At 42.5% G+C, this 21,371-nt stretch carries 22 protein-coding genes; 4 read left to right on the top strand and 18 right to left on the bottom strand.

The genetic code is table 11. The features are described 5' to 3' along the window. Window positions 1-125: 125 nt before the first annotated feature. The 10 genes from MHH23_RS06895 to MHH23_RS06850 form a co-directional block, all read right to left on the bottom strand. Window positions 126-1,202, bottom strand: a complete 1,077-nt coding sequence (locus MHH23_RS06895) for a bifunctional 3-deoxy-7-phosphoheptulonate synthase/chorismate mutase (protein ID WP_017358315.1) — start codon at window positions 1,200-1,202, stop codon at window positions 126-128. A gap of 413 nt (window positions 1,203-1,615) precedes the next feature. Further along, on the bottom strand, window positions 1,616-1,939 hold the full coding sequence (gene ytxJ, locus MHH23_RS06890) for a bacillithiol system redox-active protein YtxJ (RefSeq protein ID WP_007501805.1): 324 nt from the start codon (window positions 1,937-1,939) through the stop codon (window positions 1,616-1,618). A gap of 30 nt (window positions 1,940-1,969) precedes the next feature. Then, window positions 1,970-2,440 (bottom strand): YtxH domain-containing protein, encoded by a 471-nt coding sequence (locus MHH23_RS06885; protein ID WP_007501807.1) that lies wholly within the window; start codon window positions 2,438-2,440, stop codon window positions 1,970-1,972. Window positions 2,441-2,469: 29 nt separating this feature from the next. Then, on the bottom strand, window positions 2,470-2,886 hold the full coding sequence (locus MHH23_RS06880) for a DUF948 domain-containing protein (RefSeq protein WP_017367864.1): 417 nt from the start codon (window positions 2,884-2,886) through the stop codon (window positions 2,470-2,472). A gap of 223 nt (window positions 2,887-3,109) precedes the next feature. Then, on the bottom strand, window positions 3,110-4,408 hold the full coding sequence (murC, locus tag MHH23_RS06875) for a UDP-N-acetylmuramate--L-alanine ligase (RefSeq protein WP_008343047.1): 1,299 nt from the start codon (window positions 4,406-4,408) through the stop codon (window positions 3,110-3,112). Window positions 4,409-4,710: 302 nt separating this feature from the next. Further along, window positions 4,711-7,464, bottom strand: coding sequence for a DNA translocase FtsK (locus MHH23_RS06870; RefSeq protein ID WP_445285656.1), 2,754 nt, complete (start codon window positions 7,462-7,464; stop codon window positions 4,711-4,713). 196 nt (window positions 7,465-7,660) lie between these two features. After that, window positions 7,661-8,266 carry a YtpR family tRNA-binding protein gene (gene ytpR, locus MHH23_RS06865; protein ID WP_007501813.1) on the bottom strand — a complete coding sequence of 202 codons (606 nt, stop codon included), beginning with the start codon at window positions 8,264-8,266 and terminating at the stop codon, window positions 7,661-7,663. Between the two features lie 16 nt (window positions 8,267-8,282). Next, window positions 8,283-9,095 carry a DUF1444 domain-containing protein gene (locus MHH23_RS06860; protein ID WP_326377492.1) on the bottom strand — a complete coding sequence of 271 codons (813 nt, stop codon included), beginning with the start codon at window positions 9,093-9,095 and terminating at the stop codon, window positions 8,283-8,285. An 18-nt stretch (window positions 9,096-9,113) separates the two neighbouring features. After that, the gene (locus MHH23_RS06855; protein WP_003217665.1) at window positions 9,114-9,434 is read right to left on the bottom strand and encodes a thioredoxin family protein; all 321 of its coding nucleotides are present in this window, start codon (window positions 9,432-9,434) and stop codon (window positions 9,114-9,116) included. Then, window positions 9,421-10,449: a PTS transporter subunit IIC gene (locus MHH23_RS06850; RefSeq protein ID WP_019743715.1), complete on the bottom strand. Its 1,029-nt coding sequence runs from the start codon at window positions 10,447-10,449 to the stop codon at window positions 9,421-9,423. The genes MHH23_RS06855 and MHH23_RS06850 overlap by 14 nt, the downstream gene beginning before the upstream one ends. 200 nt (window positions 10,450-10,649) lie before the next feature. Between MHH23_RS06850 and MHH23_RS06845 the strand changes: the two genes are divergently transcribed. After that, window positions 10,650-11,096, top strand: a complete 447-nt coding sequence (locus tag MHH23_RS06845) for a YtoQ family protein (protein ID WP_007501817.1) — start codon at window positions 10,650-10,652, stop codon at window positions 11,094-11,096. A gap of 207 nt (window positions 11,097-11,303) precedes the next feature. Here MHH23_RS06845 and MHH23_RS06840 read toward each other — a convergent pair whose 3' ends face one another. Further along, window positions 11,304-12,377: a M42 family metallopeptidase gene (locus tag MHH23_RS06840; RefSeq protein ID WP_017358321.1), complete on the bottom strand. Its 1,074-nt coding sequence runs from the start codon at window positions 12,375-12,377 to the stop codon at window positions 11,304-11,306. Between the two features lie 199 nt (window positions 12,378-12,576). Here MHH23_RS06840 and MHH23_RS06835 point away from each other — a divergent pair, with 199 nt between their 5' ends. Then, window positions 12,577-12,891, top strand: a complete 315-nt coding sequence (locus MHH23_RS06835) for a PepSY domain-containing protein (RefSeq protein WP_003217759.1) — start codon at window positions 12,577-12,579, stop codon at window positions 12,889-12,891. A 39-nt stretch (window positions 12,892-12,930) separates the two neighbouring features. On the opposite strand, the gene MHH23_RS06830 is transcribed toward MHH23_RS06835, so the two are convergent. The 3 genes from MHH23_RS06830 to trmB form a co-directional block, all read right to left on the bottom strand. After that, entirely contained in the window at window positions 12,931-14,628 is a 1,698-nt protein-coding gene (locus MHH23_RS06830) for an NAD-dependent malic enzyme (RefSeq protein WP_144667113.1), read from the bottom strand. Between the two features lie 73 nt (window positions 14,629-14,701). Further along, on the bottom strand, window positions 14,702-15,550 hold the full coding sequence (locus MHH23_RS06825; RefSeq protein WP_045034171.1) for a YtnP family quorum-quenching lactonase: 849 nt from the start codon (window positions 15,548-15,550) through the stop codon (window positions 14,702-14,704). Window positions 15,551-15,665: 115 nt separating this feature from the next. After that, entirely contained in the window at window positions 15,666-16,307 is a 642-nt protein-coding gene (trmB, locus tag MHH23_RS06820) for a tRNA (guanosine(46)-N7)-methyltransferase TrmB (RefSeq protein WP_025207815.1), read from the bottom strand. Between the two features lie 189 nt (window positions 16,308-16,496). Between trmB and MHH23_RS06815 the strand changes: the two genes are divergently transcribed. Continuing rightward, window positions 16,497-16,772: a YtzH-like family protein gene (locus MHH23_RS06815; RefSeq protein ID WP_024719286.1), complete on the top strand. Its 276-nt coding sequence runs from the start codon at window positions 16,497-16,499 to the stop codon at window positions 16,770-16,772. Here MHH23_RS06815 and MHH23_RS06810 read toward each other — a convergent pair. From MHH23_RS06810 to thpR, 4 genes are all read right to left on the bottom strand, one after another. Next, complete coding sequence (locus tag MHH23_RS06810; protein ID WP_025207816.1) at window positions 16,769-17,569, bottom strand: phosphotransferase family protein; 801 nt, start codon at window positions 17,567-17,569, stop codon at window positions 16,769-16,771. The two genes, MHH23_RS06815 and MHH23_RS06810, sit on opposite strands and share 4 nt — an antisense overlap. A gap of 284 nt (window positions 17,570-17,853) precedes the next feature. After that, complete coding sequence (locus MHH23_RS06805) at window positions 17,854-18,783, bottom strand: YegS/Rv2252/BmrU family lipid kinase (protein WP_039168406.1); 930 nt, start codon at window positions 18,781-18,783, stop codon at window positions 17,854-17,856. A gap of 47 nt (window positions 18,784-18,830) precedes the next feature. Then, window positions 18,831-19,766, bottom strand: coding sequence for a hypothetical protein (locus MHH23_RS06800; protein WP_340959130.1), 936 nt, complete (start codon window positions 19,764-19,766; stop codon window positions 18,831-18,833). A gap of 25 nt (window positions 19,767-19,791) precedes the next feature. Then, a complete protein-coding gene (gene thpR, locus MHH23_RS06795) occupies window positions 19,792-20,343 on the bottom strand; it encodes an RNA 2',3'-cyclic phosphodiesterase (RefSeq protein ID WP_024719290.1) in 552 nt (183 codons plus the stop codon). A 93-nt stretch (window positions 20,344-20,436) separates the two neighbouring features. On the opposite strand from thpR, the gene cysK reads away from it, so the two are divergent. Beyond that, window positions 20,437-21,366 (top strand): cysteine synthase A, encoded by a 930-nt coding sequence (gene cysK / locus MHH23_RS06790; RefSeq protein ID WP_039964135.1) that lies wholly within the window; start codon window positions 20,437-20,439, stop codon window positions 21,364-21,366. The last annotated feature ends 5 nt before the right edge of the window (window positions 21,367-21,371 follow it).

The following is a 21,371-nucleotide window of genomic DNA, read 5'->3' as shown; positions in this document are numbered from 1 at the left end:
GAAAACATTGTGAACAAGCGTATTTTTAGCTTGCAATGTGCTCTTTTCCTTTCATTGCCAATCTCGATCATATTTTTTCATGAAAAAACCGCCGGGCTGTCATCCGGCGGCTTTTCTATTTATGATTATGCGTGAATGTTGACAAGTGGTCTTAACGCATCTAACCATTTTTCGAATTGTGGAATGTCCATTTGCTGCGCTGAATCAGATAGGGCAACAGATGGATCTGGATGCACTTCTGCCATCACACCGTCTGCTCCAATCGCAAGAGCTGCTTTAGCTGTTGGAAGAAGTAGATCTCTGCGTCCAGTTGAGTGTGTCACGTCAACAAAGACTGGTAAATGTGTCTCTTGTTTCAAGATTGGCACAGCCGAGATATCTAGTGTATTTCTTGTGGCTGTTTCGTATGTGCGGATGCCTCGCTCGCAAAGGATGATTTGGTCATTTCCTTGTGCGATGATGTATTCAGCTGCATTGATGAATTCTGAAATTGTTGCTGCTAAACCGCGTTTTAAAAGAACTGGTTTGTTCACTGATCCAGCTTCTTTTAAAAGCTCGAAGTTCTGCATGTTACGTGCTCCAATTTGGATGACATCGATATGCTCAATCGCTTCTTCAATATGAGCAGGATTCACGATTTCACTAATAACTGCAAGACCGTATTCATCTGCTACACGTTTTAGAATTTTTAGACCGTCTACGCCAAGTCCTTGGAAGTCGTATGGACTTGTGCGAGGCTTAAATGCGCCACCACGAAGAAGTTTTAGTCCCTGCTGTTTCGCTGCTGCCGCTACTTCTGCAACTTGCTCGTAGCTTTCAACGGCACATGGCCCAACGATGAAACGTTGTTTTCCGTCACCGATCGCTTCTCCATTGATATTTACAATTGTATTTTCAGGTTTTTTCTTACGAGAAACAAGAAGTGCTTTGCTGTGGTCATCTTCTTGAAGCTCTAAACCAGCTTTGAAAATTTCTTTGAAAATATGTTGAATCGTTGAATTTTCAAATGGGCCATCATTTTCTTCAAGAATTTGATTAAGCATTGTGCGCTCTCTGACAGGGTCATAACGGTTGACACCTTGCGCTTCTTTAGCCTTTCCAATTTCTTTTACAATGTTTCCTCTTTCATTGATCAGTTTTAAGATTTGAAGATTTAGTTCATCTGCTTGCTGTCTCAATTGTTCCAATTCATTGTTGCTCATTTTTGTCATCCTTTCCTCTGCCCGCTCTCGCTTTTTATTTTTGATCTCTTATAATAGGGTTTATTATAAACAAAGATTTCGGAATTGTCACGAAAAAATTCTTTATTACCCAAACGCTTTTAAGCGATAAAGTATTATGTGTAAGATTATAGCATACTTTTGATGCAAGTAAACCTTTTTTATAAAAAAAACGTCAGCAATCGCTGACGTTTCAGCGGGTAGACAAACCCTCGCATTCTTTGTCAGTCCTGCGCGCTGGTACTCACGAATGACAAATTCGCTCCGTGCCAGTGCTCGTCCTTCCTAGACTGCAAAGGTTTTCTATCACGCCGAAAAGAAGACAAAGGGCTAAAATAAAATTCATTTTAGCCCTTTGTCCACAATCTTGAACGTCAGCAATCGCTGACGTTTTTCTACATGTTATGTTCAAGCGCTTCTTTTGTAATGCTTGAGTGAGAAGCATGCCACTTTACTTTGCCACCGCTAAAGATGAGTGCCTGCGGGCTTTCGTGCTTGATCCCTGACTTTTCAGTCACATAGGATGAAAGTTCTCTTGTGTTTTGAATTTGCAAGAAATAAGCAGGAACATCCTCATGTTCTGACGCAAACGCTTCAAACTCTTGAAAAGCAGCTTGGCTGATTGGACATGTCAAACTGTGCTTAAAAAAGACAAAGGTTCCGTCTTGATTCGTTAGTTGATCAAACTGTTCTTCTGTTTCTATGAGTTGTTTAGACATGATGTGCTCCTTCCTAACTTAAGCAGCGAGTTAGCCTTTCGTAGATTGTTCTACTTTTTCTTTGACATCTTTGATGCCGTCTTCAATGTCTGCTTTTGCTTCTTGTGCTCTTACTTTTGCTTCATCTGCTACATCTGAAGCTTCATTTGCAATATTTGCTGCAGCATCTTCTGCTTCGCTTTTTACTTGTTTAGCTTTTCCAGCTGTACGATCTTTTATGTCTTTTACTTTGTCTAAAATCTGGTTTGACTGCTCTGCTACGAGCTGAGACAATTCAGATGTTTTGTCTTTCGCAATCGTCACATATTCAGTGCCTTTTTCCTTTGCATCTGTTGTAAGACGATCTGTTTTTTCTTTTAGGGCATTCGCTTGGGTGTTCAAATCATCGCGAAGCTCTTTCCCTGACTTTGGTGCTAAAAATAATGCCGTTGTTGCACCGATAATGCCACCGATAAGTGTTCCGATCAAAAAGTCTTTGCTATTGATTCCGTCTTTGCTCATGATTATTCCTCCTATGCGAAAATGGTTGTTTATTGTTGTTTACGCTGTTTCCATTTTTTATAGATTTCAAGTGCTGCGTTACTCCAGCTTACCACATCCGTGACTTTCTCTTGATTTCGTTCAACGGATGAAGAAACCGCACCAGCTGCCTGCTTTATGCTTGTATTAAATTGGTTGATCGAGCCACCAATTCCCTGCACCGCATCCACAACTGTGTTAAGTTTTGCCGATTTGTCTTGAATATCTTCAGCAAGCTGATTGGTCTTATGTAGCAACTGTGCTGTCTCTGTGGTGATGCCTTGCATCTGTCCTTCAAGACCTTCTAAAGTTGATGCGACATTCTTTAATGTCAGCTGTAAGGATTTCAATGTTTTGGACAAGTAGATGACAAGAATGAGGAAAGCGATTGCGATGAGTGCAACGCTTAAATAGAGAATAATAATCATCTGATACCTCCTTTGCTGCGGGCATATTCAATTCAATACCCTCTCGTTGTATCATTCAAACATCGCCTAGAATGACCGATTGAATAATAATTCTACACTTATTCGCCAATTCCTGTCCACAGCGAACGAAAAAAAGCGGCACATCTTGTCACATTTAGCCCCTTTGTCACATTTTATTCAAAATAAAAAAGCGCCGATTGAATCGGCACTTTTTGACAGGCAATTATACTGCGACTTTCTCATAAGCACGAAGATACTTTTGAATATCTCCTGCTCCCATAAAGACCAAGATCGCATTTTCATGTGCTTTCAGCACAGATGTCTCTTCTTCTTCAATCAATTGGGCTTGCGGAATTTTTTCCCGCAAATCTTCAATGCTTAGTTTCCCAATGTTTTCACGAGCTGAGCCGAAAATATCACAGAGGTATACATAGTCTGCTTTTTTCAGACTGTCCGCAAATTCACTTAAAAATTGCTGTGTACGAGTGAAAGTGTGCGGCTGGAAGACTGCCACAATATCACGGTCTGGATACTTTTGGCGAGCTGCTTCGATCGTGACTTCAATTTCAGTCGGATGGTGCGCATAGTCGTCAATTAAGACTTGTTCACCGACTACTTTTTCATTAAAGCGTCGTTTCACACCGCCAAATGTCGTTAAAGCACCTTTGATGAGCTCTACATCAATGGCCTCATAGTGGCATAATGCAATAACCGCTAATGAGTTAAGGACATTGTGGTTTCCGTAAGCAGGAATGTAGAAGGTATCATAAAACGTATTACGTACAAATACATCAAATGTGGTGCCTTCTGTGTTTTTCACAACATTTCGTGCTTGGAAATCATTTTCTTCATTGAATCCGTAGTACACAACAGGTACTTTTGCTTGGATCTTGAGCAGATGCTCGTCATCACCGCAGGCGATAATGGCTTTTTTCACTTGAAGTGCCATGTTTTGAAACGCATCGAACACGTCATCAATATCCGTGAAATAATCAGGGTGATCAAAATCAATATTGGTCATGATCGCATAGTCTGGATGGTAGCTGAGGAAATGTCTGCGGTATTCGCACGCTTCAAATACAAAATACTCGCTGTTTTCTTTCCCCATTCCAGATCCATCACCGATTAAGTAGGAAGTTGGTTTTGCCGCTTGCATCACATGTGCAAGCAGACCTGTTGTCGATGTTTTACCATGAGCACCCGTAATTGCAACGTTTGTGAATGAATCCATGTATTCTCCAAGAAATTTATGATAACGAATGACAGGAATTCCTTCAGAAAGAGCACGCTCAATCTCAGGGTGTGTATCTGGGAATGCATTTCCTGCAATCACCGTCATCCCTGGCTGAATATTATCTGGGTCAAATGGAAGAATTTTAATATTTCGTTCTTCTAATGCTTTTTGTGTAAAGATATGTTTTTCGATATCCGATCCTTGGACAGTATACCCAGTATCATGAAGAATTTGGGCCAGTGGACTCATACCTGTCCCTTTTATTCCAACAAAATGATAAACAGTCATAATTGTACCTCCAACAAACGTCTATCTGACTTACAGTATATGACGCTCATTTCAATTTGCAACTTGTGATTTTTGTCTCTAGCTGATCACAAATCGCAGCTCCAAATAAAGATTTTTTTCCGATCTTCCTATTCTAATCAATATTAACTATGATTAGTATCCGACAACTTTCCCATTTCTAACACCTGCTTTCGCTCATTTTCGTTAAAAAGCGTTCAGACAGGCATGCGAAAAGCGTCCAATTCAAAAATTGCACCTATGTGCTATCATACCATGTTTATCAAAAAAATGAAGTGGTTTGTTTAGATCAATTGTTCTAAATCACTCAGTGTCATGAGGACCTCTCTTGGCTTACTGCCTTTTGCACCAGAGATCATTCCTTCACGTTCCATCATATCAATCAATCTCGCTGCTCGATTGTAGCCAATTCTAAATCTTCTTTGCAAACTGGATGTACTTGCACTATTTTGCTCGATGGCGAATCGGCATGCGTCCATAAACAATTCATCTTCGTCTGTAATGGCAGAGCCTTGGAGCATCAATTCTTCCTGTTCAAAAAGGAACACAGGCTTGCGCTGTTTTCTCACATGCGCTACCACTTCATCAATCTCTCGATCTGATACAAAGTTCCCTTGCAGCCTTGTCGGTTTGCCAGAGCCATTTTCTAAGAACAGCATGTCTCCTTTTCCGAGAAGCTTTTCAGCACCTGCCATATCAATAATGGTTCTTGAATCCACTTGGCTTGAAACAGAGAAAGCAATTCTTGTTGGGATGTTTGCTTTAATGAGGCCTGTAATGACATCAACAGAAGGTCTTTGCGTCGCAATGAGTAAGTGAATCCCGCATGCTCTAGCTTTTTGGGCAATTCGGCAAATGCTTTCTTCGACTTCATTTGGTGCGACCATCATTAAATCAGCCAACTCATCAATGACAACGACGAGATATGGTAGTTTTTCACCCATTTGTTTTTCTTTCACCAGTTCGTTAAATCGTTTGATTTCTCTCACACCAGAGTGTGCAAACAGTTCATAGCGTCTTTCCATTTCATCTACTACCCATTTCAAAGCAGCTGTTGCTGTCTTGGCATCAGTAATAACTGGGCTCACAAGATGCGGAATGTGATTATACGGCGCCAGTTCGACCATTTTAGGGTCGATTAACAGCATTTTCACTTCATCAGGTGAAGCTTTAAACATCAGGCTTACGAGAATGGTATTAATACAGACACTTTTTCCTGAACCTGTTGCTCCGGCAATTAAGCCGTGCGGCATTTTTTGCAAATCAACCACAACGGGCTGACCGGAAATATCCAATCCGAGCGCCGCCGTTAATGGAGATGGATTGTCTCTGAAGGCACTACTTCTGATCATTTCTCTTAAGAAAACCATTTTACTGTGAAGGTTCGGCACTTCGATTCCAATCGTGTTCTTCCCAGGAATCGGCGCTTCGATTCGAATATCTTTTGCAGACAAACTGAGTTTGATATCATCTGACAGGTTTGTAATTTTGTTCACTTTCACGCCTGGTTCAGGATGCACTTCAAATCTTGTAACAGAAGGACCTTGCGTCACATGAACAACACTTGCTCTGACATTGAAATTTTTCAGTGTGGCATTGAGCAGTTCTGCCCGTTCTTTCACCCATGTTCCGTCCTCTTCTTTTTGTGCTGGCGGAACGTCTAGAAGGGCTAAACTCGGAAATACATATCCTTGTGCATCTGCCGTTTTCTTCTGTCCTTGCACGCGCTGATCACTTTTTAACATCATGACGTTAAAAGGAACGGTGGAGGTTTGACCGCTTGAGCGCTTTGGCTGTGGAGAAGACGGTTTTGGTTCTTCACGTTTTATTTCAGGCGTTTCTTCAGGTGTTTCCTCAAGCTCTTCTGCCATATCCCCGGCGATCTCTGCTTGTCCAGAGTCAGCAAATTCATCTGATGCTTCTTCAACTGGCATGACTTCATCATCTGTTAATTTTTCTTCCGGCAGAGAATCATCATCTTGCGATTCCTGTATGATCACCGGTTCTTCTTGTTCAAACGCTGCCGCTGACACATCTGCTTGACTTTCTTCTATCCATGCAGCCTCTGTTGTTTCTTCCATAGCCTCTACTTCATTCTCTTCCAGCATCGCAGTTTCTTCTACTGGGCTTTCTATCTCCATGTCGAGTGCTGGTGATGCGCTTAAAGCTGTTTCAAATGTAAAGCTCTCTTTTTTCTCAGTATCATCTTCAAGCGGAATCATCGGCTCTTCTTGTTCAACGGTGACTGCCTGTTCTTGCTCCATCTCTAGAGGCTCTTTAGATGCTTCAGCTTGCTCCATATGTAAGGATGCTTCTCGATCGTCTTTGGTCTGTGACAAAGCTTGATCTTGATCCTCTGTCTCACTGAAAGGCTCGTCATATAAACGTTCCATCGTTGATTGAACGTGATCTTGATAAGCGAGTTCCTCTTGCAAAGTAAGCGGCGTCGTGACAGGTTGCTTCTCTGCTTGTTCTTCTGTTTGGGCTGACATCATGTCTTCCATACGTTGTTCTTTTCGTATAGACGGGATGTTCATTTGCTGTCTTACATTCCGTTCACGCTCTGCTTCTTCTGATAACAGTGTGACACGCTGTGACGTTTCTTCTGACGATTTCATTTTGACAGAAGATGTGTCTTCTTTGGCTGCTGCATGTTTTGGACGCATATCCTGGTGGTAGCCATAGATAGGTGAAGGGATTTGCTCTGTTTTAAAAGGCTTTTTATTGAGATCAGGCTGCACCGTTTGTTTTGGCTGATAGGTCGTCTGCTTTGCCTTTGGCTGACTTGGCCGCGTGCGCCTTCTTTCTTGTTGCTTTGCTGCCTCACGTGCAGGTTCATCTGGAACGAGAGGAAAGCGGAAATTGCCTTTTGGATATTCATAATACACTTTCGTATCTTCAACTTTTTTATATTCTTTATGCTGTTCAACAGCTGGCTGCTTTGATGCAATCGGACCTGTTTCAGGCCTCTCAGCTTTTTCTTCTTTTTTTTCTTCTCCTAAAAATACACTAAAAAATTTATCTAACCAACTCATCATTTATCACTCACTTTAACTCCCCTTACGTTTTCTTGGGCGATTTTTAGTATACCATTGCTTTTTCATGCAGAAAAGCGAGAAAAGTGCTACGCTTTGCTGTTCATGCTGTCTATAGATGAAAAAAAGTCACTAAGTACGTACTTAGTGACTTTTGGTATAACACATTCTTCGCTCATTTGTACCCGTTTATGGGAGGTTACGCTTCAAATGGTTCGCCAGCTTGGCGGCTTCCTTCTAGAACAAGGATTCCTTTTTCAGCAGGCGCATTCGGAAGATCTAATTCTTTTGCAGAACAAATCATTCCGCTTGAAGGAACACCTCTTAGTTCAGCATCTTTGATCACCAAACCGCTCGGCATCACAGCACCGACCTTTGCAACCACAACATATTGACCTTGATCAACGTTTGGTGCACCGCACACGATTTGTAAGGTTTCATCGCCAACATCTACTTGGCAAATGTTCAGTTTATCTGCATTTGGATGTTTTTCTTTTTCCTTCACATAACCGACCACAAACTTAGGTGATAGATCAACTGTTAATGTTTCACTGACACCGTTGCGGTTTAAAATTTCATTGATATCTTGAACAAGCGTTTCAGAAAGCGGTACAGATCCGTTTTCTTCAATTTTCATGTAAGTAGATGCATTGAAAATATTAAAACCTGTTGTTTCTTTTGTGTCTTGATTGAAGATTCTTACGACATCTCCAAACGTTTCATGACCTACTTCTTCTCTTGTTACATCTTTCAATGAAATAAGGAGTGTGTCGCCGACACCTTCTGCATTATAAAAAACGTTCATTCTTCAAAATTCCCTTCTACTGCTGTTTTGGTCTGCTTTTTGCAAGAATAAAGATCGGTTCAAGCTTGCCTTCGTCATATAAAAATGACAAGGCCGTAATCGGAACCGTGCCGCTGGCGAAGAAGCTCATCGACATTTGCCCTAAAATATCATAGCCTGATTCATTGCGTACATCTGCAATGATGAACACATCTTGATGGGGAACGGAAATGGCCATTTGCCCCTCTACTTTTTGCGCGTATTCTTGTAAAATCGATTCATTTAAAATTCTGCTTGCATCGTACCCGTCGTTTGCACGGAAAAAATAAAAACGGTTGCCCGCCACTTCATCCATTTTCACGACAGTCTTTAGTGAACGGACGTTAAAACTTGCGGTTTCTCTGATTCGTTCTTTTGTCCAGTTTTCCTTTTGCAGCATCTTCTCGTCAATTAATCTGTAGGTGCTTCCAAGGTCAAGTGCATAGTAGATTCTTGTCTCTGCTGTATGCTCATCAAAAACGAGCGGAATCTCATCACTTGATGTTTCTGGAAAGGACGTTGAACGAATGACCGGATAAATGTGCTTCTCTTTGCCTGAGATGTGCTGCGCTTCACCTTTCATTGCGCTGAGCGCCTCTTTCACATAATAAACGATCTCATCCAGTGTTTCATCAGGCTTTACTTCCCACTTTGCAATAATCGGCGGGAGCTCAAGCGTGATGCCCTTTCCTGTATGTTTATCTTCCACACGAAGCGTATCTTTTTCCCTGTCAAACTGGTGGATCCAGCTGTCGTTCGTCAGACGGCTTTTCAATTGATTGGCAAGCTGTCTTGATGTCATTTTCGCCATGATAAGACTCTCCTTTCGTTATTTAGAAAGAGAATCTGTTAAAAATGCTTCAATCTCTTCCTTTGTCTTACGATCTTTGCTGACAAAACGGTTGATCTCTTGTCCGTTTTTAAAGACTAAAAAGCTTGGAATTCCGTAAATTTCCCACTCTGCACAAGTGTCGATAAACTGATCTCTATCCACATAGAAGTATTCAAATTCTGGATAGTTTGCTTCAAGCTCTGGCAAAAACGGCTCAATAAATGTGCAGTCCGGGCACCAGTCAGCTGAAAATAGTAATACAGTTAAGTCTTCTTGAATCACTTTTTGTAATTCTTCGTTTGATTCAATTTTTTTCATGTTTGATTCCTCCAGTTTGTATACTTAAATCTCCGAATTGTATATAGCCTTTCTTTCTCATCCATTCTGATACTACCAAACTAATCACTGCCGGGCCAACGATATGCAAGAGAGCAATTGCGAGGAAAACGGAAGGATGAAATCCCATGACTGTGAGTGTCATGAGCTGGCCGACAAGACCGCTCGTTCCCATACCCGCTCCTGCCGCATTATTGACCATCCCAAAGCCAATAATACCAATTGGCGCAAGAATCAATCCTGCAATCGTCGGCGGAATGAGAATGAGCGGATTTTTCACAATGTTCGGCAGCTGTAGTTTTGAGGTTCCAATGCCTACCGCAGCAAGACCGCCAAAACGATTTTCCCTAAATCCTGCAGCAGCAAAGCCGACCATCTGCGCGCAGCAGCCAATCGTCGCCGCACCAGCAGCAAGACCGCTTAAATCAAGCATCAGCGCAAGCGCAGCGCTTGAAATCGGTGAGCTAAGAGCAAGTCCAACAATGGTTGCAACCAGCATGCCCATGATGAGTGGACTTTGGTCAGTCCCCCATACGATCAGCCTGCCGAGCCCTGTCATCACCGCCTGAATCCCAGGGCCGATGAAAGCAGCGGTGAGAAAACCTGTGATAATAGTAACAAGTGGCGTTAAAATAATATCAATTCTTGTCTCACCACTGATCAGTTTGCCTAATTCCACACCAATGAGAGCAGCCACGAAGCTTCCAGCGGGTCCCCCAAGCTCTGCTCCAGCGGCACCTGAAACAACACTTGCGAAAATAATTAAAGGAGAAGCGTTTAAGCGATAAGCAACCGCTACGCCAATTGCTGGTCCCATCAGCCCCATAGCGAGCGTTCCCATTTCCACGATGAGAGGAAATGATAACAGGCCGCCTGCTGTTTTTAAAATCAGCCCTACCACTAATGTAGCAAATAGACCTAAAGCCATATAAGAGAGTGCATCAATAAAATACACCTTTGGCGAAAGGGAAATACCCTTTCTTTTTAAATAAGTCATCAACGTCGTCTTCCTGCTTTCTCATAGGAAAGACGAAGAGGCCTGTCCTTCCCATTATATGTAGTCTTCTTACGATGAAAAATAGTCTCTACCATGAATATCATAATCATATTTTTTTTGCTTTATCAAGCACTTCTTGTGTAACATGAAAAGAAACAGGGCAAACCTTTACTAAGTTTGTGCACAAGGAGGAGATTGTTATGCAATTAACGGTTTATTTAGCTGGAGAAATTCATAGCCAGTGGCGCGATGAAATTAAGGAAAAAAGCCAGTCTTTGAAACTACCAGTGACGTTTGTTGGTCCAATGGAGAATCATGACCGATCAGATAACATCGGAGAAGATATTTTAGGCGGGCAGCCAAATGCCATCTTGAAAGACGATGCGGCTTCTGATTTGAACAATTTCCGCACCGAACTATTATTAAATAAGGCAGACGTTGTCATCGCCCGCTTTGGTGAGAAATATAAACAGTGGAACACGGCAATGGATGCTTCTTCTGCCATCGCCAAAGGAAAACCCCTTATTTTGATTCGTCCTAAAGAATTACATCATCCACTAAAGGAACTATCAAACAAAGCAAATATCACTGTCGAAACAGTGAATCAAGCAATTAAGGCGTTGTCATACGTGTTTGAACAAGAATAAGAAAAAGGGCTAAAATGAACTTGATTTTAGCCCTTTTTCTTCGTTTCAGCGTGATAGAAAACCTTTGCAGCCCTAGGAAGGTCGAGTACTGGCGCGGAGCGAATTTGACATTCGTGAGCACCGGCACGCAGGACTGACAAAGAATGCGAGGGTTTGTCTACACGCTGAAGGCTGTGCTCTTAAAAGAGGCAGCCTTTTTCTTATCGTTTACACTTGTTGATAAATCGAATCCACCGTGCTTTGATCACAATTTTTCACAAGACGAACAATTAATTCTTTTGCCGCTGCATAATCATCCACATGCAAGACAGAGTGACTTGTATGAATGTAACGCGCACACACACCAATAACAGCAGACGGTACACCTTGATTTGAGATATGGACACGTCCAGCATCCGTACCGCCTGGCGATACGAAGTATTGGTATGGGATATTGTTTGTTTCGGCTGTATCGAGAACAAATTCTCTCATGCCTCGATGCGTAATCATCGTGCGATCATAAATACGAAGAAGTGCACCTTTTCCAAGCTGGCCAAATTGTGATTTGTCTCCCGTCACATCATTTGCGGGACTCGCATCTAGAGCAAAGAACAGATCAGGCTGAATCATATTCGCAGCTACCTCAGCCCCTCTGAGCCCTACTTCCTCTTGTACGGTGGCGCCTGAATATAGCTGACATGAAAGAGCTTCGTCTTTTAATTCTTTCAATAATTCAATGGCAAGTCCGCACCCATAACGGTTATCCCAAGCTTTGGCTAAAATCTTTTTTGGATTGGCCATTGGGGTAAAGACCGTTGCAGGAACGATTTGCTGCCCTGGGCGAACGCCAAGCTCTTTCGCTTCTTCTTCACTGTCTGCACCAATATCAATCAGCATATCTGACGGTTTTACTGGTTTGCTTTTTTGTTCTGGTGTCAGAAGGTGAGGAGGTGTGCTCGATACAACGCCTGGAATTGGCCCGTGATCCGTATGAACATCCACACGCTGCGCAAGCATCACTTGACTCCACCAGCCGCCAAGTGTTTGAAAACGAATCATTCCGTTTTTCGTAATGGATGACACCATAAAGCCGACTTCATCCATATGACCAGCCACCATAATCTTCGGCGCGTTCTCTGGGCCTTTGCGGACACCAAACACTCCGCCAAGACGATCCTGTATGAGTTCATCGGAATATTTCTCAAGTTCCTTTTTCATAAAAGCACGCACATGGTGCTCATTACCTGGAGTCCCTTGTAGTTCTGTTAAATTTCGGAAAAGCGACATTGTTTCTTCGTTCATTTGACAGTTACCCTCATTTCTATGTAATGACCATATAAATTCCTATAAAAATAACACTCACTTTATACTATAAGAATTCTTTCGGTTTTCCAAGTATCTCTCCAGAAATTTTGAATATGCTTTCAAGTATTCGGATTTCTTAACATCGCTGGACAAGTTTTGTATAATGGAAAAAACAGCAATACGGAGGTGCAGCACGTTGAAGTTAAAACATGTTCTGATTGGTGCGAGTATTGGCGTAGCCGCTGCAATTGTTGCAAAGAAAGTCTTTTTCCCGACGTATATCTCGTCTGAAAAAGCGTTAAAAATTGTGAAATCCGCTTTTAAACAGCGCGGTCCGATTGATGGCTCTTGGATTTATACTGTACCAGAACCGTATACCGTAAATGGTGAAACGATTGATGTGTACAAATCTGGCATTACACGCTCCGCCTTTGGCGAGCTGGAACAGTATGAAGTCATGATTGATGCAAAAACAGGCATGATCGTTGATGTCATTGATTCTGTTGCTTAATAAGAAAGCTTCGCAAAGACAAGTCCTTGCGAAGCTTTTTTAGATGGCTTTGATTTTTTTGTATACAGGGTGCCACATGGCGTCTTGCACAGCCTGAATGAGGTCATCAGGGGTTTCTTCCGCAATTCCTTCGTCAATCGCTGCTTGTGCCACCCGGACAGCCACTGTCGCTGAAACCGTTCTGAGCTGATCAACACTTGGAAGCATCGCAGCACCCGGTTTTCCGACATTGACCATGCTCGCAATCGCTTCAGCACTCGCAACAAACATGCTGTCTGTCATGAGGCGGGCTTTACACACAATCGTTCCAAGACCAAGCCCTGGAAACACAAGGGCATTATTTGCCTGCCCAATTTCATATGTCACACCGCCATATTCAACTGGATCAAACGGGCTTCCCGTTGTGACAAGCGCACGTCCTTCTGTCCATTCAATGAGATCTTCCGGCTTTGCCTCTGAAAGAGGTGTTGGGTTTGACATCGGTAAAATCGCTGGCCGCTCTACATGTGACGCCATTTCTTTCACTATTTCCTCTGTAAATGCCCCACCTACAGTTGAGGTACCAATTAAGATCGTAGGTTTCGCCTGCTTCACGACCTCTAACAAATCAATTGAATGCTTTGGACCATTACGTGCATAATCCTTCACTTCATCAGAACGTCTTGCATACGGCTTTTGGAATGGCTGAATGTCGGGTGAATCATCTGTGAGCAATCCCGTTTTATCAATACACCAGAAATGATCATATGATTCCTCTTCTTTGACACCATCTCTCACGATGGCATCACGAATTTGCTCGGCTATACCAATCCCTGCTGTACCTGCTCCAAAGATCACGATTCGGTGATCTTTCAGCGGAACCTTCGATGCTTTTGCACAAGCCAGAACGGCAGCAAGTGAAACGGCTCCAGTTCCTTGAATATCATCATTAAATGTACAAATACGGTCCTTATATTTTTCCAAAATGGCGCGCGCATTTTTTGTACCGAAGTCTTCCCAGTGAAGAAGTGCATTTGGAAAAGTCGCACGGGCAAGCTCAACATATTGATCAATAAACTGATCATAGCGCTCTCCTCGAACGCGGGAGTGCTGATTTCCCACATAAAGCGGATCATTTAAAAGGCTTTCCTGGTTGGTCCCAGCATCAAGTACCACTGCCAGCACACGACTAGGATCAATACCTGCTGCGGCTGTATAAACAGCCAGCTTCCCGACTGAAATGGCGATTCCGCCTACACCCCAGTCACCGATGCCTAAAATTCCTTCTGCATCTGTTGCGACAATGAGATCAATTGATTCATCCACTCCGTAAGTTGCAAAAATTTCTTCCATTCCTTCTAGGTCATCAATGGATAAATAAATTCCTCTTGGCTTTCTATACTCGTGGCTGTAACGCTGAATCGCTGTTCCTACGGTCGGTGTGTAAACAATCGGCAGCATTTCTGCCAAATGCTCATTTAATAATTTATAAAAGAGCACTTCATTTCTGTCATGAAGCGCAGTTAAATAGACATTTTTCCCAAGTGCGTCTGGCTGTGCTTTGAACTGTTCATATGCACGCTTTGCTTGATCTTCTAGTGTTAACACCTTCGGCGGCAGAAATCCCTTTAGCCCAAGCTCTTCCCGCTCTTCCTTTGTAAATGCGACCCCTTTGTTTAAATAAGGGACAGACATGACTTCGATCCCTCTTAACGGTGTCTCGATGACATCACCATGTACACGATAAAATTGATTCACCTGCACTCTTCCTTTCACAAGTTCATTTTGTCGTTATTTTGTGTGAAAGGTGAAAAAACATACAGATGATCTTTTATCTTCCGGTTTCTCTTTTGACCTCATGGGTCATTGCCCCGTCTTCATCCCACTTTACAGCACGGTAGATGGCATCATGATAAAACAAGTACCATGCATTGTTTTCTTCGGCAAATGCCTGCCATTTTTGTTTCGCTGGGATCGAGGTCATTGGATAATCATCGTATGCCAAGACCCAAAGCGGGTTTTTATGAGCGTGTGTCGGCATGATATCCGCTAAATGAATAGCTGTTTCTCCCTGACTTGTGAGCGTTAAGATGCTATGTCCATCGCTATGTCCACCTGTATGATGCAGGCGAATGCCTTCTGTTACTTCAATGCTATCTTCAAATGTCATGACTTGATCGGCAACAGGCTCCCAGTTTTCTTTCCAATATGTATTTCTTGAGCGGATGTTCGGCGCTCTCATTTCGTCCCATTCAATTTTGGACGTGATGATTTTGGCCTGCTGAAAAACAGACACAAGCTTATCGCCTTCACGTTTTGTCAGCCCGCTTGCATGATCAAAATGCAAATGAGTCATTAAGACGTAATCTATATCAGATGGGCGCAAACCGAGAGCCGCAAGTGATTCTTCTATTTTCGTTTCCTCTGTGACGCCATAATTGCGTTTTTGTTTCTCTGTCAGCTTCCCTGACCCGATGCCGGAATCTACTAACAGATGAAGACCGTTCCACCGTATGAGCATTGGATCACACCGTAATTCAATTTGATTTCGATCATTCACAGGGTATTTTTTTGACCATAATGGCTTTGGCACCACGCCAAACATGGCACCGCCATCCATGTGTGTATCTCCCCCATTTAACCAGAACAGTTCCATTTCACCTATTTTCATTGTCTCCATTGCTGTCATCCCTCCTTTTTCTATCGTAGCAAATACAAAGGAAAATCGCATGTGCTAATCTTTTATCAAAAAAAGCTGACCGCAATCGTTCGTTGCAGCCAGCTTTTTTCGCTTGTTATTCAGGGAATTTTACTTCTGATCGATAGATCGGTTGTCCCATGGAAGAGAATTTCTCTTCATATTCTGTCATGACATTTCCTTCGAGACCATCCTCATGTAAATCAAGGCTCACATATGTTAAAAGTAGTCCGTAAGACGAAAAGCTTTTCAAGGAATATTCAAATAGTCCGCGGTTATCGGTTTTGAAATGTAATTCACCGCCTGGACGGAGGATCTGTTCATATCGCTTTAAAAAGGCTTTAAACGTCAACCTACGTTTTTCATGCCTTGATTTTGGCCACGGATCAGAGAAGTTCAAATACACCCGATCAATCTCATTTTCCGCAAAGACATCTGTCAGTGTCTCTGCGTTGATGTTTAGAAGCTTTACGTTTTCTACATCTGTTTCTTTGATTTTATCGACTGCCGTCACAATGACACTTTTAAATAATTCAATGCCGATATAGTTTATCTCAGGATGAAGCTTGCCCATTCCGGCAATAAAACTCCCTTTTCCTGTACCGACTTCGATATGGATTGGATGATCATTTCCAAACAGCTCATGCCATTTCCCTTTGTATTGTTCAGGGTTGGCTAAAGCAATATGAGCATTTTCAGCTAAGTAATCATCCGCCCATGGTTTATGTCGCATTCTCAATTTGATACACCTCTATTTTCTTTACATTTTATCAAGATACCATGAAACATAAAGAGCCGCAAGACAGCATCTTATACGCACATATGAAAAAGACCAGCTGCTAATTGGGCTGGTCTGCTTCATGTATAAAATCAAAGCTGAATGCACAGTTTAACCACATAAATGACACGCCCTGAAAGGAGCATACGTATGGGATTAAACCGCCAACATCAGCTTCAATTAATCAAAGATATTTTAACTGATCACCAGCTGGATTGCTGCGGGACTGTTGCAGAATATGAACAGGTGGGACGCGTAATTCAATTAATGCTGGCAAAAGAAGATTTGGATGCTGACGTTCGTCAGCTACTAACAGATATTTATGATTACAGCCAAAAAGGTACCTCTGTCAGTTCAATTGATGCACATATCGAAGCGCATCAATCGCATCTATCTGACTGGGTCGAGAACATTCCACTGTCTTAATGGATGTTTAACCGTTTTAAGAGTGCATGTAGCTCGGCTTGCACTTCTTTTTGCGCCTTTTCATTTCCTTTTCTTTTATGCCAAACGACAAACGAGACGGTTTCAGCCAGCACATACCATGCCATGCGTTTTCGCAAGTTGTCGGTCAGCGGAGCACCATACATTGAGAGCCAGCTTTCCCAGTTCTCTTCTTCAACATAATGGTATAAGAGCGGTCCAAGATCAATCGCTGGATCCGCAATCATTGCTCCGTCCCAATCAATTAAATAGAGCTGGTTTTCATCTGTCAGCAGCCAATTATTATGGTTGAGGTCACAATGGCAAACGACCTTATCCTCGAAATGAACTGCCTCCACATGTTTCTCTAAATACTGGATGGCGCGCGTGATATCATGTGAGTCAATCTGCTCTTTTAAGATCGATGCCTTGAGATGCATCAAGATCGATGCCGGGTCAAGCGAGTGCTTTTCTAATCGTTTCAGCATATCGAGCAGCTCTTTTGATGTATGAATTTTTCTTAGCTGCTCCGCTACAGGACGGTCATTCATGTCCTTTGGCTTCAGCTCTCTGCCGCTCAGCCAGTGCTGCGCAGTAATGACATCCCCATTTTCCATCCGTTTTGTCCAGACAAGCTTCGGCACAATGCCTTCAGCTGACAAAACCGCAAGAAACGGTGACGTATTGCGTTTTAAAAATAGCTTTTGGTCATTGTGTGTTGCGAAGTACGCATCTCCCGTAGCGCCTCCAGCAGGAGAGATGTGCCATTCGCTACCTAATATTTGTCCCAACCAGTTCATATCAATTTTCAACCCATCATTTCTTAAAATATTTTATATCATGCTTTTTTAGTCGACAAAATTCAGCCGATTGAGATCAATTGGCTGTTTATTTTTTATTTATATGATCATAAAAACAAAAAGGACAGCTATTGAGAATGAGATGCTAAACAATAGCCGTCCTATAGATTTTATCGCTACCTTCTTATACTCGTCAAGCAAAACTAGAAAAACAGGACAAGAACCTTATGAAAAGGGAAGTCTTTTTTCATGTTTCTTTTGCTCGTGCGCACACTGGCTGCTTCTTAGCCACGTAATTTTAACGATCGATCACTAGCCTTAACAAACACTGGAGTGGCGCCAATCACTTCTCCATCAGCGTGAAATAGGATTTTTTCATCTGCCTCCAAGTAGGCTTCTTCATGCTGAAAAAGGGTGACTCCCTCCATTACAAGGTGCTTTTTAAAAACCATTGCACTTAAAAATAAGAGGACTTTCAATGGATTCAAATCCGTGACAACGATTGTTTGAAATCCTGATTGCCTCGCACTTGCTTCCGGCGCTGCTTCCAGCCCGCCTCCATAATATGGGTGATTACATACGATCACAAACCACACTTGGCGAAAAACTTTTCTCTCATTTTCAATAAAAAGAGCAAGGTCAAACGGTTTGAAAGACCATAACGAATGTAGAAAGGACAGCGGATAGATGATAAATCCGAGTTTGAGTCGGTTGAGCCACTTTTTCCCTCTAAAATGGACCGTTCTCTTCAAGACATGCGCATCAAAACCAACACCAATATGATTGAGAAAAAGAACAGATTGCGGACTTTCTGCATGATCTTGAAAGGAACCGAGAGAAAATGTTTTCGTCAGCATCCTCTTTTGTTTTCTCACTTCTTTGATCACATCATGACGCTGGATGCCCAGCCCCTTCGCAGCATCATTCCAATGACCTGCTGGGACAAAGCTTAGCTGCACATGATCAATTTCTTTTAAACCATTCAGTACTTCATGAAATGTACCGTCACCACCAATGACGATCAACCGTTTCAATCTGTCGTCTTGCATAGCGCTAATCTGTCTCGCCAAAACTTCGGCATGTCCTTCATGCTGGGTAAGAAACGATCTGTATGAGATCTCTACCTTTTGTAATTCTTTCTCTATGCTTCTCCAAGTGCGGAGTCCTTTTCCTTGTCCTGCTGCTGGATTGACGATAAAGTACCATTCATTCATATATTAGCTCCACTCAGGTCTCATTTTTTGGTGACCTTGATATGCCTTTAATCGAGCCATTCCTGCCTTCTTTTGCTGTCTGATTCACCATAAGCGAGCAATGCCTTTGTCGCTTTGAATTGCTGGTGCTTTGTCGGCGCCGTGTTTTTCCGCTGCTTTTCAAACCAATCCTCCGCTTTCTTCTTATCGACAACCTTCATCCCGAATGGAACTTCGGGCAAATCAATATACGAGGTGCGGCTGATGAGGATTTTTTTCACAGGAAGCTCTACACCACTTTGCTGTAAAATTTTTGACACAACAGTTCCAGAGCGCAGAAGGCTTGCACAAGGGTTTAAAACGGATTGAACAGCTTTTCCCGTCGCCCGCTTTTCCCAAAAACGTTCCTTCGATCCAATATATACGCTGTCTGGCTCTGCTTCTAAGAAAGATAAACAGATGACTTCAAGCGGTGTAATGAGCACTGGACACAATTCCATCTCAGCTTTTTGAATGAGCAGCACCGGCTTGTACATCACAAAATAAGAATCTGGCAGCTGCCTTGCAAGCATCCGCAGCTTTTCATCATAGCGAATGTGATGGGAGACAGTTGAAATATGAGAGATCGTCGAGCTGGCCCATTTTAACTGAACATCGTAAAGATGATCTTTAAAAAAGTGAATCAGCTTCGTTTCATCGGTAGGAACGTTTGTAAAGACACCTTGTTCTATATCTGTTGGCTCGTTAAAAAGACTCAGGTCCCGTTCCTTTTTCATATCGGCTTCTTTTTGCTTTCTTTTTAAGGAGAATTTCTTTCTCTTTTCTTCCTCTTGTTCAGGTGCTTGCTCGATGGCTTGGTCAGCCTGCTTTTGCACCTGCTCTTTGGAAGCCTTTTTTAACTCGTCCCATCTTTGTTTTTTCAACCGAATAAACTGATTGATGTAATGATAAGGGTCTTGTTCATATCGTGATATATAATCTTGGATTTTAATAATTTGCGCCATCTGCTGCTCACTCCAACCTCTAGAATCATTTATGTAGTGTAAATTGTTTGATCGCGTGATAACGCGGGGTTTCTTTTAGACGGATTTCAAATAAAGCGATACTAGAAACCTCCATCGAATATGGTTCTTTCCGTAAGGGTGCTTGTTCTATATAGGACTGTTCCCTATTCCATTTGCGCGCAATCGTCATATGTGGATGAAAGGGTCTCTTTTCGACAGGATGACCTGCTGTCAAAACGGCTGCTTTCACTTTTTCTCTAAGATCCATCAAAGGCTTACTTTCACTAGGCTTTGCAAAAAAGACTCTCGGCCGCTCCTTTTGGCCAAATATCCCTACTTCATTCAGCTTCAGCGGGAAAGCAGACACCTCAGGAGACAGCTGTGCAAGTAGCTCAGAAATCTTATTTAAACGGTCCTCTGGAATCGCACCTAAAAACACAAGGGTGACATGATAATCAATGGGTGCTGTCCATTTTTGAAAGGAAAGTCCGCTCCTCTTGTCTATATCCGCTTTCATTTGATACGCGAGTTGTTCAGGGATTGGAATCCCGATAAAATAATGACGGCTTTCGGCCATATTTTCACCTGTCCTTTTTAACAAACTTTACGAATCCCCATTGATGATAGTATAACTAAAGTAATGCGGAATGAGAAGAAAGGGTGTCACATGATGAAGGTTGCACAAAATATAGCTGAATTAATAGGTCATACACCACTTGTAAAATTACAGCGCCTTCAGCCAGAACATGGCGCTGCTATTTATTTAAAACTGGAATCATTTAATCCTAGCGGAAGTGTAAAAGATCGGGCTGCTTACAATATGATCCTTGAGGCAGAAAAACAAGGAAAGCTCACAAAAGGGGCAACGATTATTGAACCAACAAGCGGGAATACAGGAATTGGCTTAGCGATGAACGCTGCTGCAAGAGGCTACAAAGCCATTCTGATCATGCCTGATACGATGACCCAAGAAAGAATCAATATTTTAAAGGCATACGGCGCACAGGTCGTCTTAACCCCGGGGGAGGAAAAAATGCCAGGCTGTATTCGCAAGGCAGAAGAATTAGCTGCTCAAATTCCTAACAGCTTTATTCCCATGCAATTTGACAATGGTGCGAACCCCGATGCTCATAGAGGGACAACGGCTGTAGAAATTATTGATGCAGTGCAACAGATTGGGCAGCCGCTTGCCGCTTTTGTCGCAACTGCTGGAACTGGCGGAACCATTACAGGCACTGGAGAGGAACTCAAAAAAGCATTCCCGGAATTGACGATACATGTGGCAGAGCCAAAGGGGTCTCCTGTTTTATCAGGCGGGAAACCTGGTAAACATAAACTTGTTGGCACAAGTCCAGGATTTATCCCACAAATTTTAAACGAACAGGTGTATGATGAGATTGTACAAGTGAGTGATGAAGATGCTTACGACATCACACGAAAGCTCGCCCGTCTTGAAGGTATTTTAGTCGGTCCATCATCTGGCGCGGCATGCTATGCAGCCATTGAAGCAGCCAAGCAAATGCCAAAGGATCACATTGTCATTTGTATGACAGCAGACACGGGTGAACGCTATTTATCAAGTGATGTGTTTCAAGATTAAAAAAG

Source organism: Bacillus sp. FSL K6-3458 (genome assembly GCF_038005045.1).
GTDB classification, from domain to species: Bacteria; Bacillota; Bacilli; order Bacillales; family Bacillaceae; genus Bacillus; species Bacillus altitudinis.
The sequence above is the reverse complement of the archived record's forward strand: the minus strand, read 5'-3'. Positions and strand labels throughout refer to the sequence as shown.

Excerpts from the sequence above, each read along its gene's own strand:
- MHH23_RS06810 (WP_025207816.1), bottom strand. The coding sequence starts at position 17,569 with ATGAACTGGTTGGGACAAATATTAGGTAGCGAATGGCACATCTCTCCT.
- MHH23_RS06800 (WP_340959130.1), bottom strand. The coding sequence starts at position 19,766 with ATGGCGCAAATTATTAAAATCCAAGATTATATATCACGATATGAACAA.
- MHH23_RS06885 (WP_007501807.1), bottom strand. The coding sequence starts at position 2,440 with ATGAGCAAAGACGGAATCAATAGCAAAGACTTTTTGATCGGAACACTT.
- MHH23_RS06815 (WP_024719286.1), top strand. The coding sequence starts at position 16,497 with ATGGGATTAAACCGCCAACATCAGCTTCAATTAATCAAAGATATTTTA.
- MHH23_RS06805 (WP_039168406.1), bottom strand. The coding sequence starts at position 18,783 with ATGAATGAATGGTACTTTATCGTCAATCCAGCAGCAGGACAAGGAAAA.
- MHH23_RS06845 (WP_007501817.1), top strand. The coding sequence starts at position 10,650 with ATGCAATTAACGGTTTATTTAGCTGGAGAAATTCATAGCCAGTGGCGC.
- thpR (WP_024719290.1), bottom strand. The coding sequence starts at position 20,343 with ATGGCCGAAAGCCGTCATTATTTTATCGGGATTCCAATCCCTGAACAA.
- cysK (WP_039964135.1), top strand. The coding sequence starts at position 20,437 with ATGAAGGTTGCACAAAATATAGCTGAATTAATAGGTCATACACCACTT.
- MHH23_RS06860 (WP_326377492.1), bottom strand. The coding sequence starts at position 9,095 with ATGGCGAAAATGACATCAAGACAGCTTGCCAATCAATTGAAAAGCCGT.
- MHH23_RS06855 (WP_003217665.1), bottom strand. The coding sequence starts at position 9,434 with ATGAAAAAAATTGAATCAAACGAAGAATTACAAAAAGTGATTCAAGAA.
- MHH23_RS06840 (WP_017358321.1), bottom strand. The coding sequence starts at position 12,377 with ATGAACGAAGAAACAATGTCGCTTTTCCGAAATTTAACAGAACTACAA.
- ytpR (WP_007501813.1), bottom strand. The coding sequence starts at position 8,266 with ATGAACGTTTTTTATAATGCAGAAGGTGTCGGCGACACACTCCTTATT.
- MHH23_RS06880 (WP_017367864.1), bottom strand. The coding sequence starts at position 2,886 with ATGATTATTATTCTCTATTTAAGCGTTGCACTCATCGCAATCGCTTTC.
- murC (WP_008343047.1), bottom strand. The coding sequence starts at position 4,408 with ATGACTGTTTATCATTTTGTTGGAATAAAAGGGACAGGTATGAGTCCA.
- ytxJ (WP_007501805.1), bottom strand. The coding sequence starts at position 1,939 with ATGTCTAAACAACTCATAGAAACAGAAGAACAGTTTGATCAACTAACG.
- MHH23_RS06850 (WP_019743715.1), bottom strand. The coding sequence starts at position 10,449 with ATGACTTATTTAAAAAGAAAGGGTATTTCCCTTTCGCCAAAGGTGTAT.
- MHH23_RS06895 (WP_017358315.1), bottom strand. The coding sequence starts at position 1,202 with ATGAGCAACAATGAATTGGAACAATTGAGACAGCAAGCAGATGAACTA.
- MHH23_RS06870 (WP_445285656.1), bottom strand. The coding sequence starts at position 7,464 with ATGATGAGTTGGTTAGATAAATTTTTTAGTGTATTTTTAGGAGAAGAA.
- MHH23_RS06825 (WP_045034171.1), bottom strand. The coding sequence starts at position 15,550 with ATGGAGACAATGAAAATAGGTGAAATGGAACTGTTCTGGTTAAATGGG.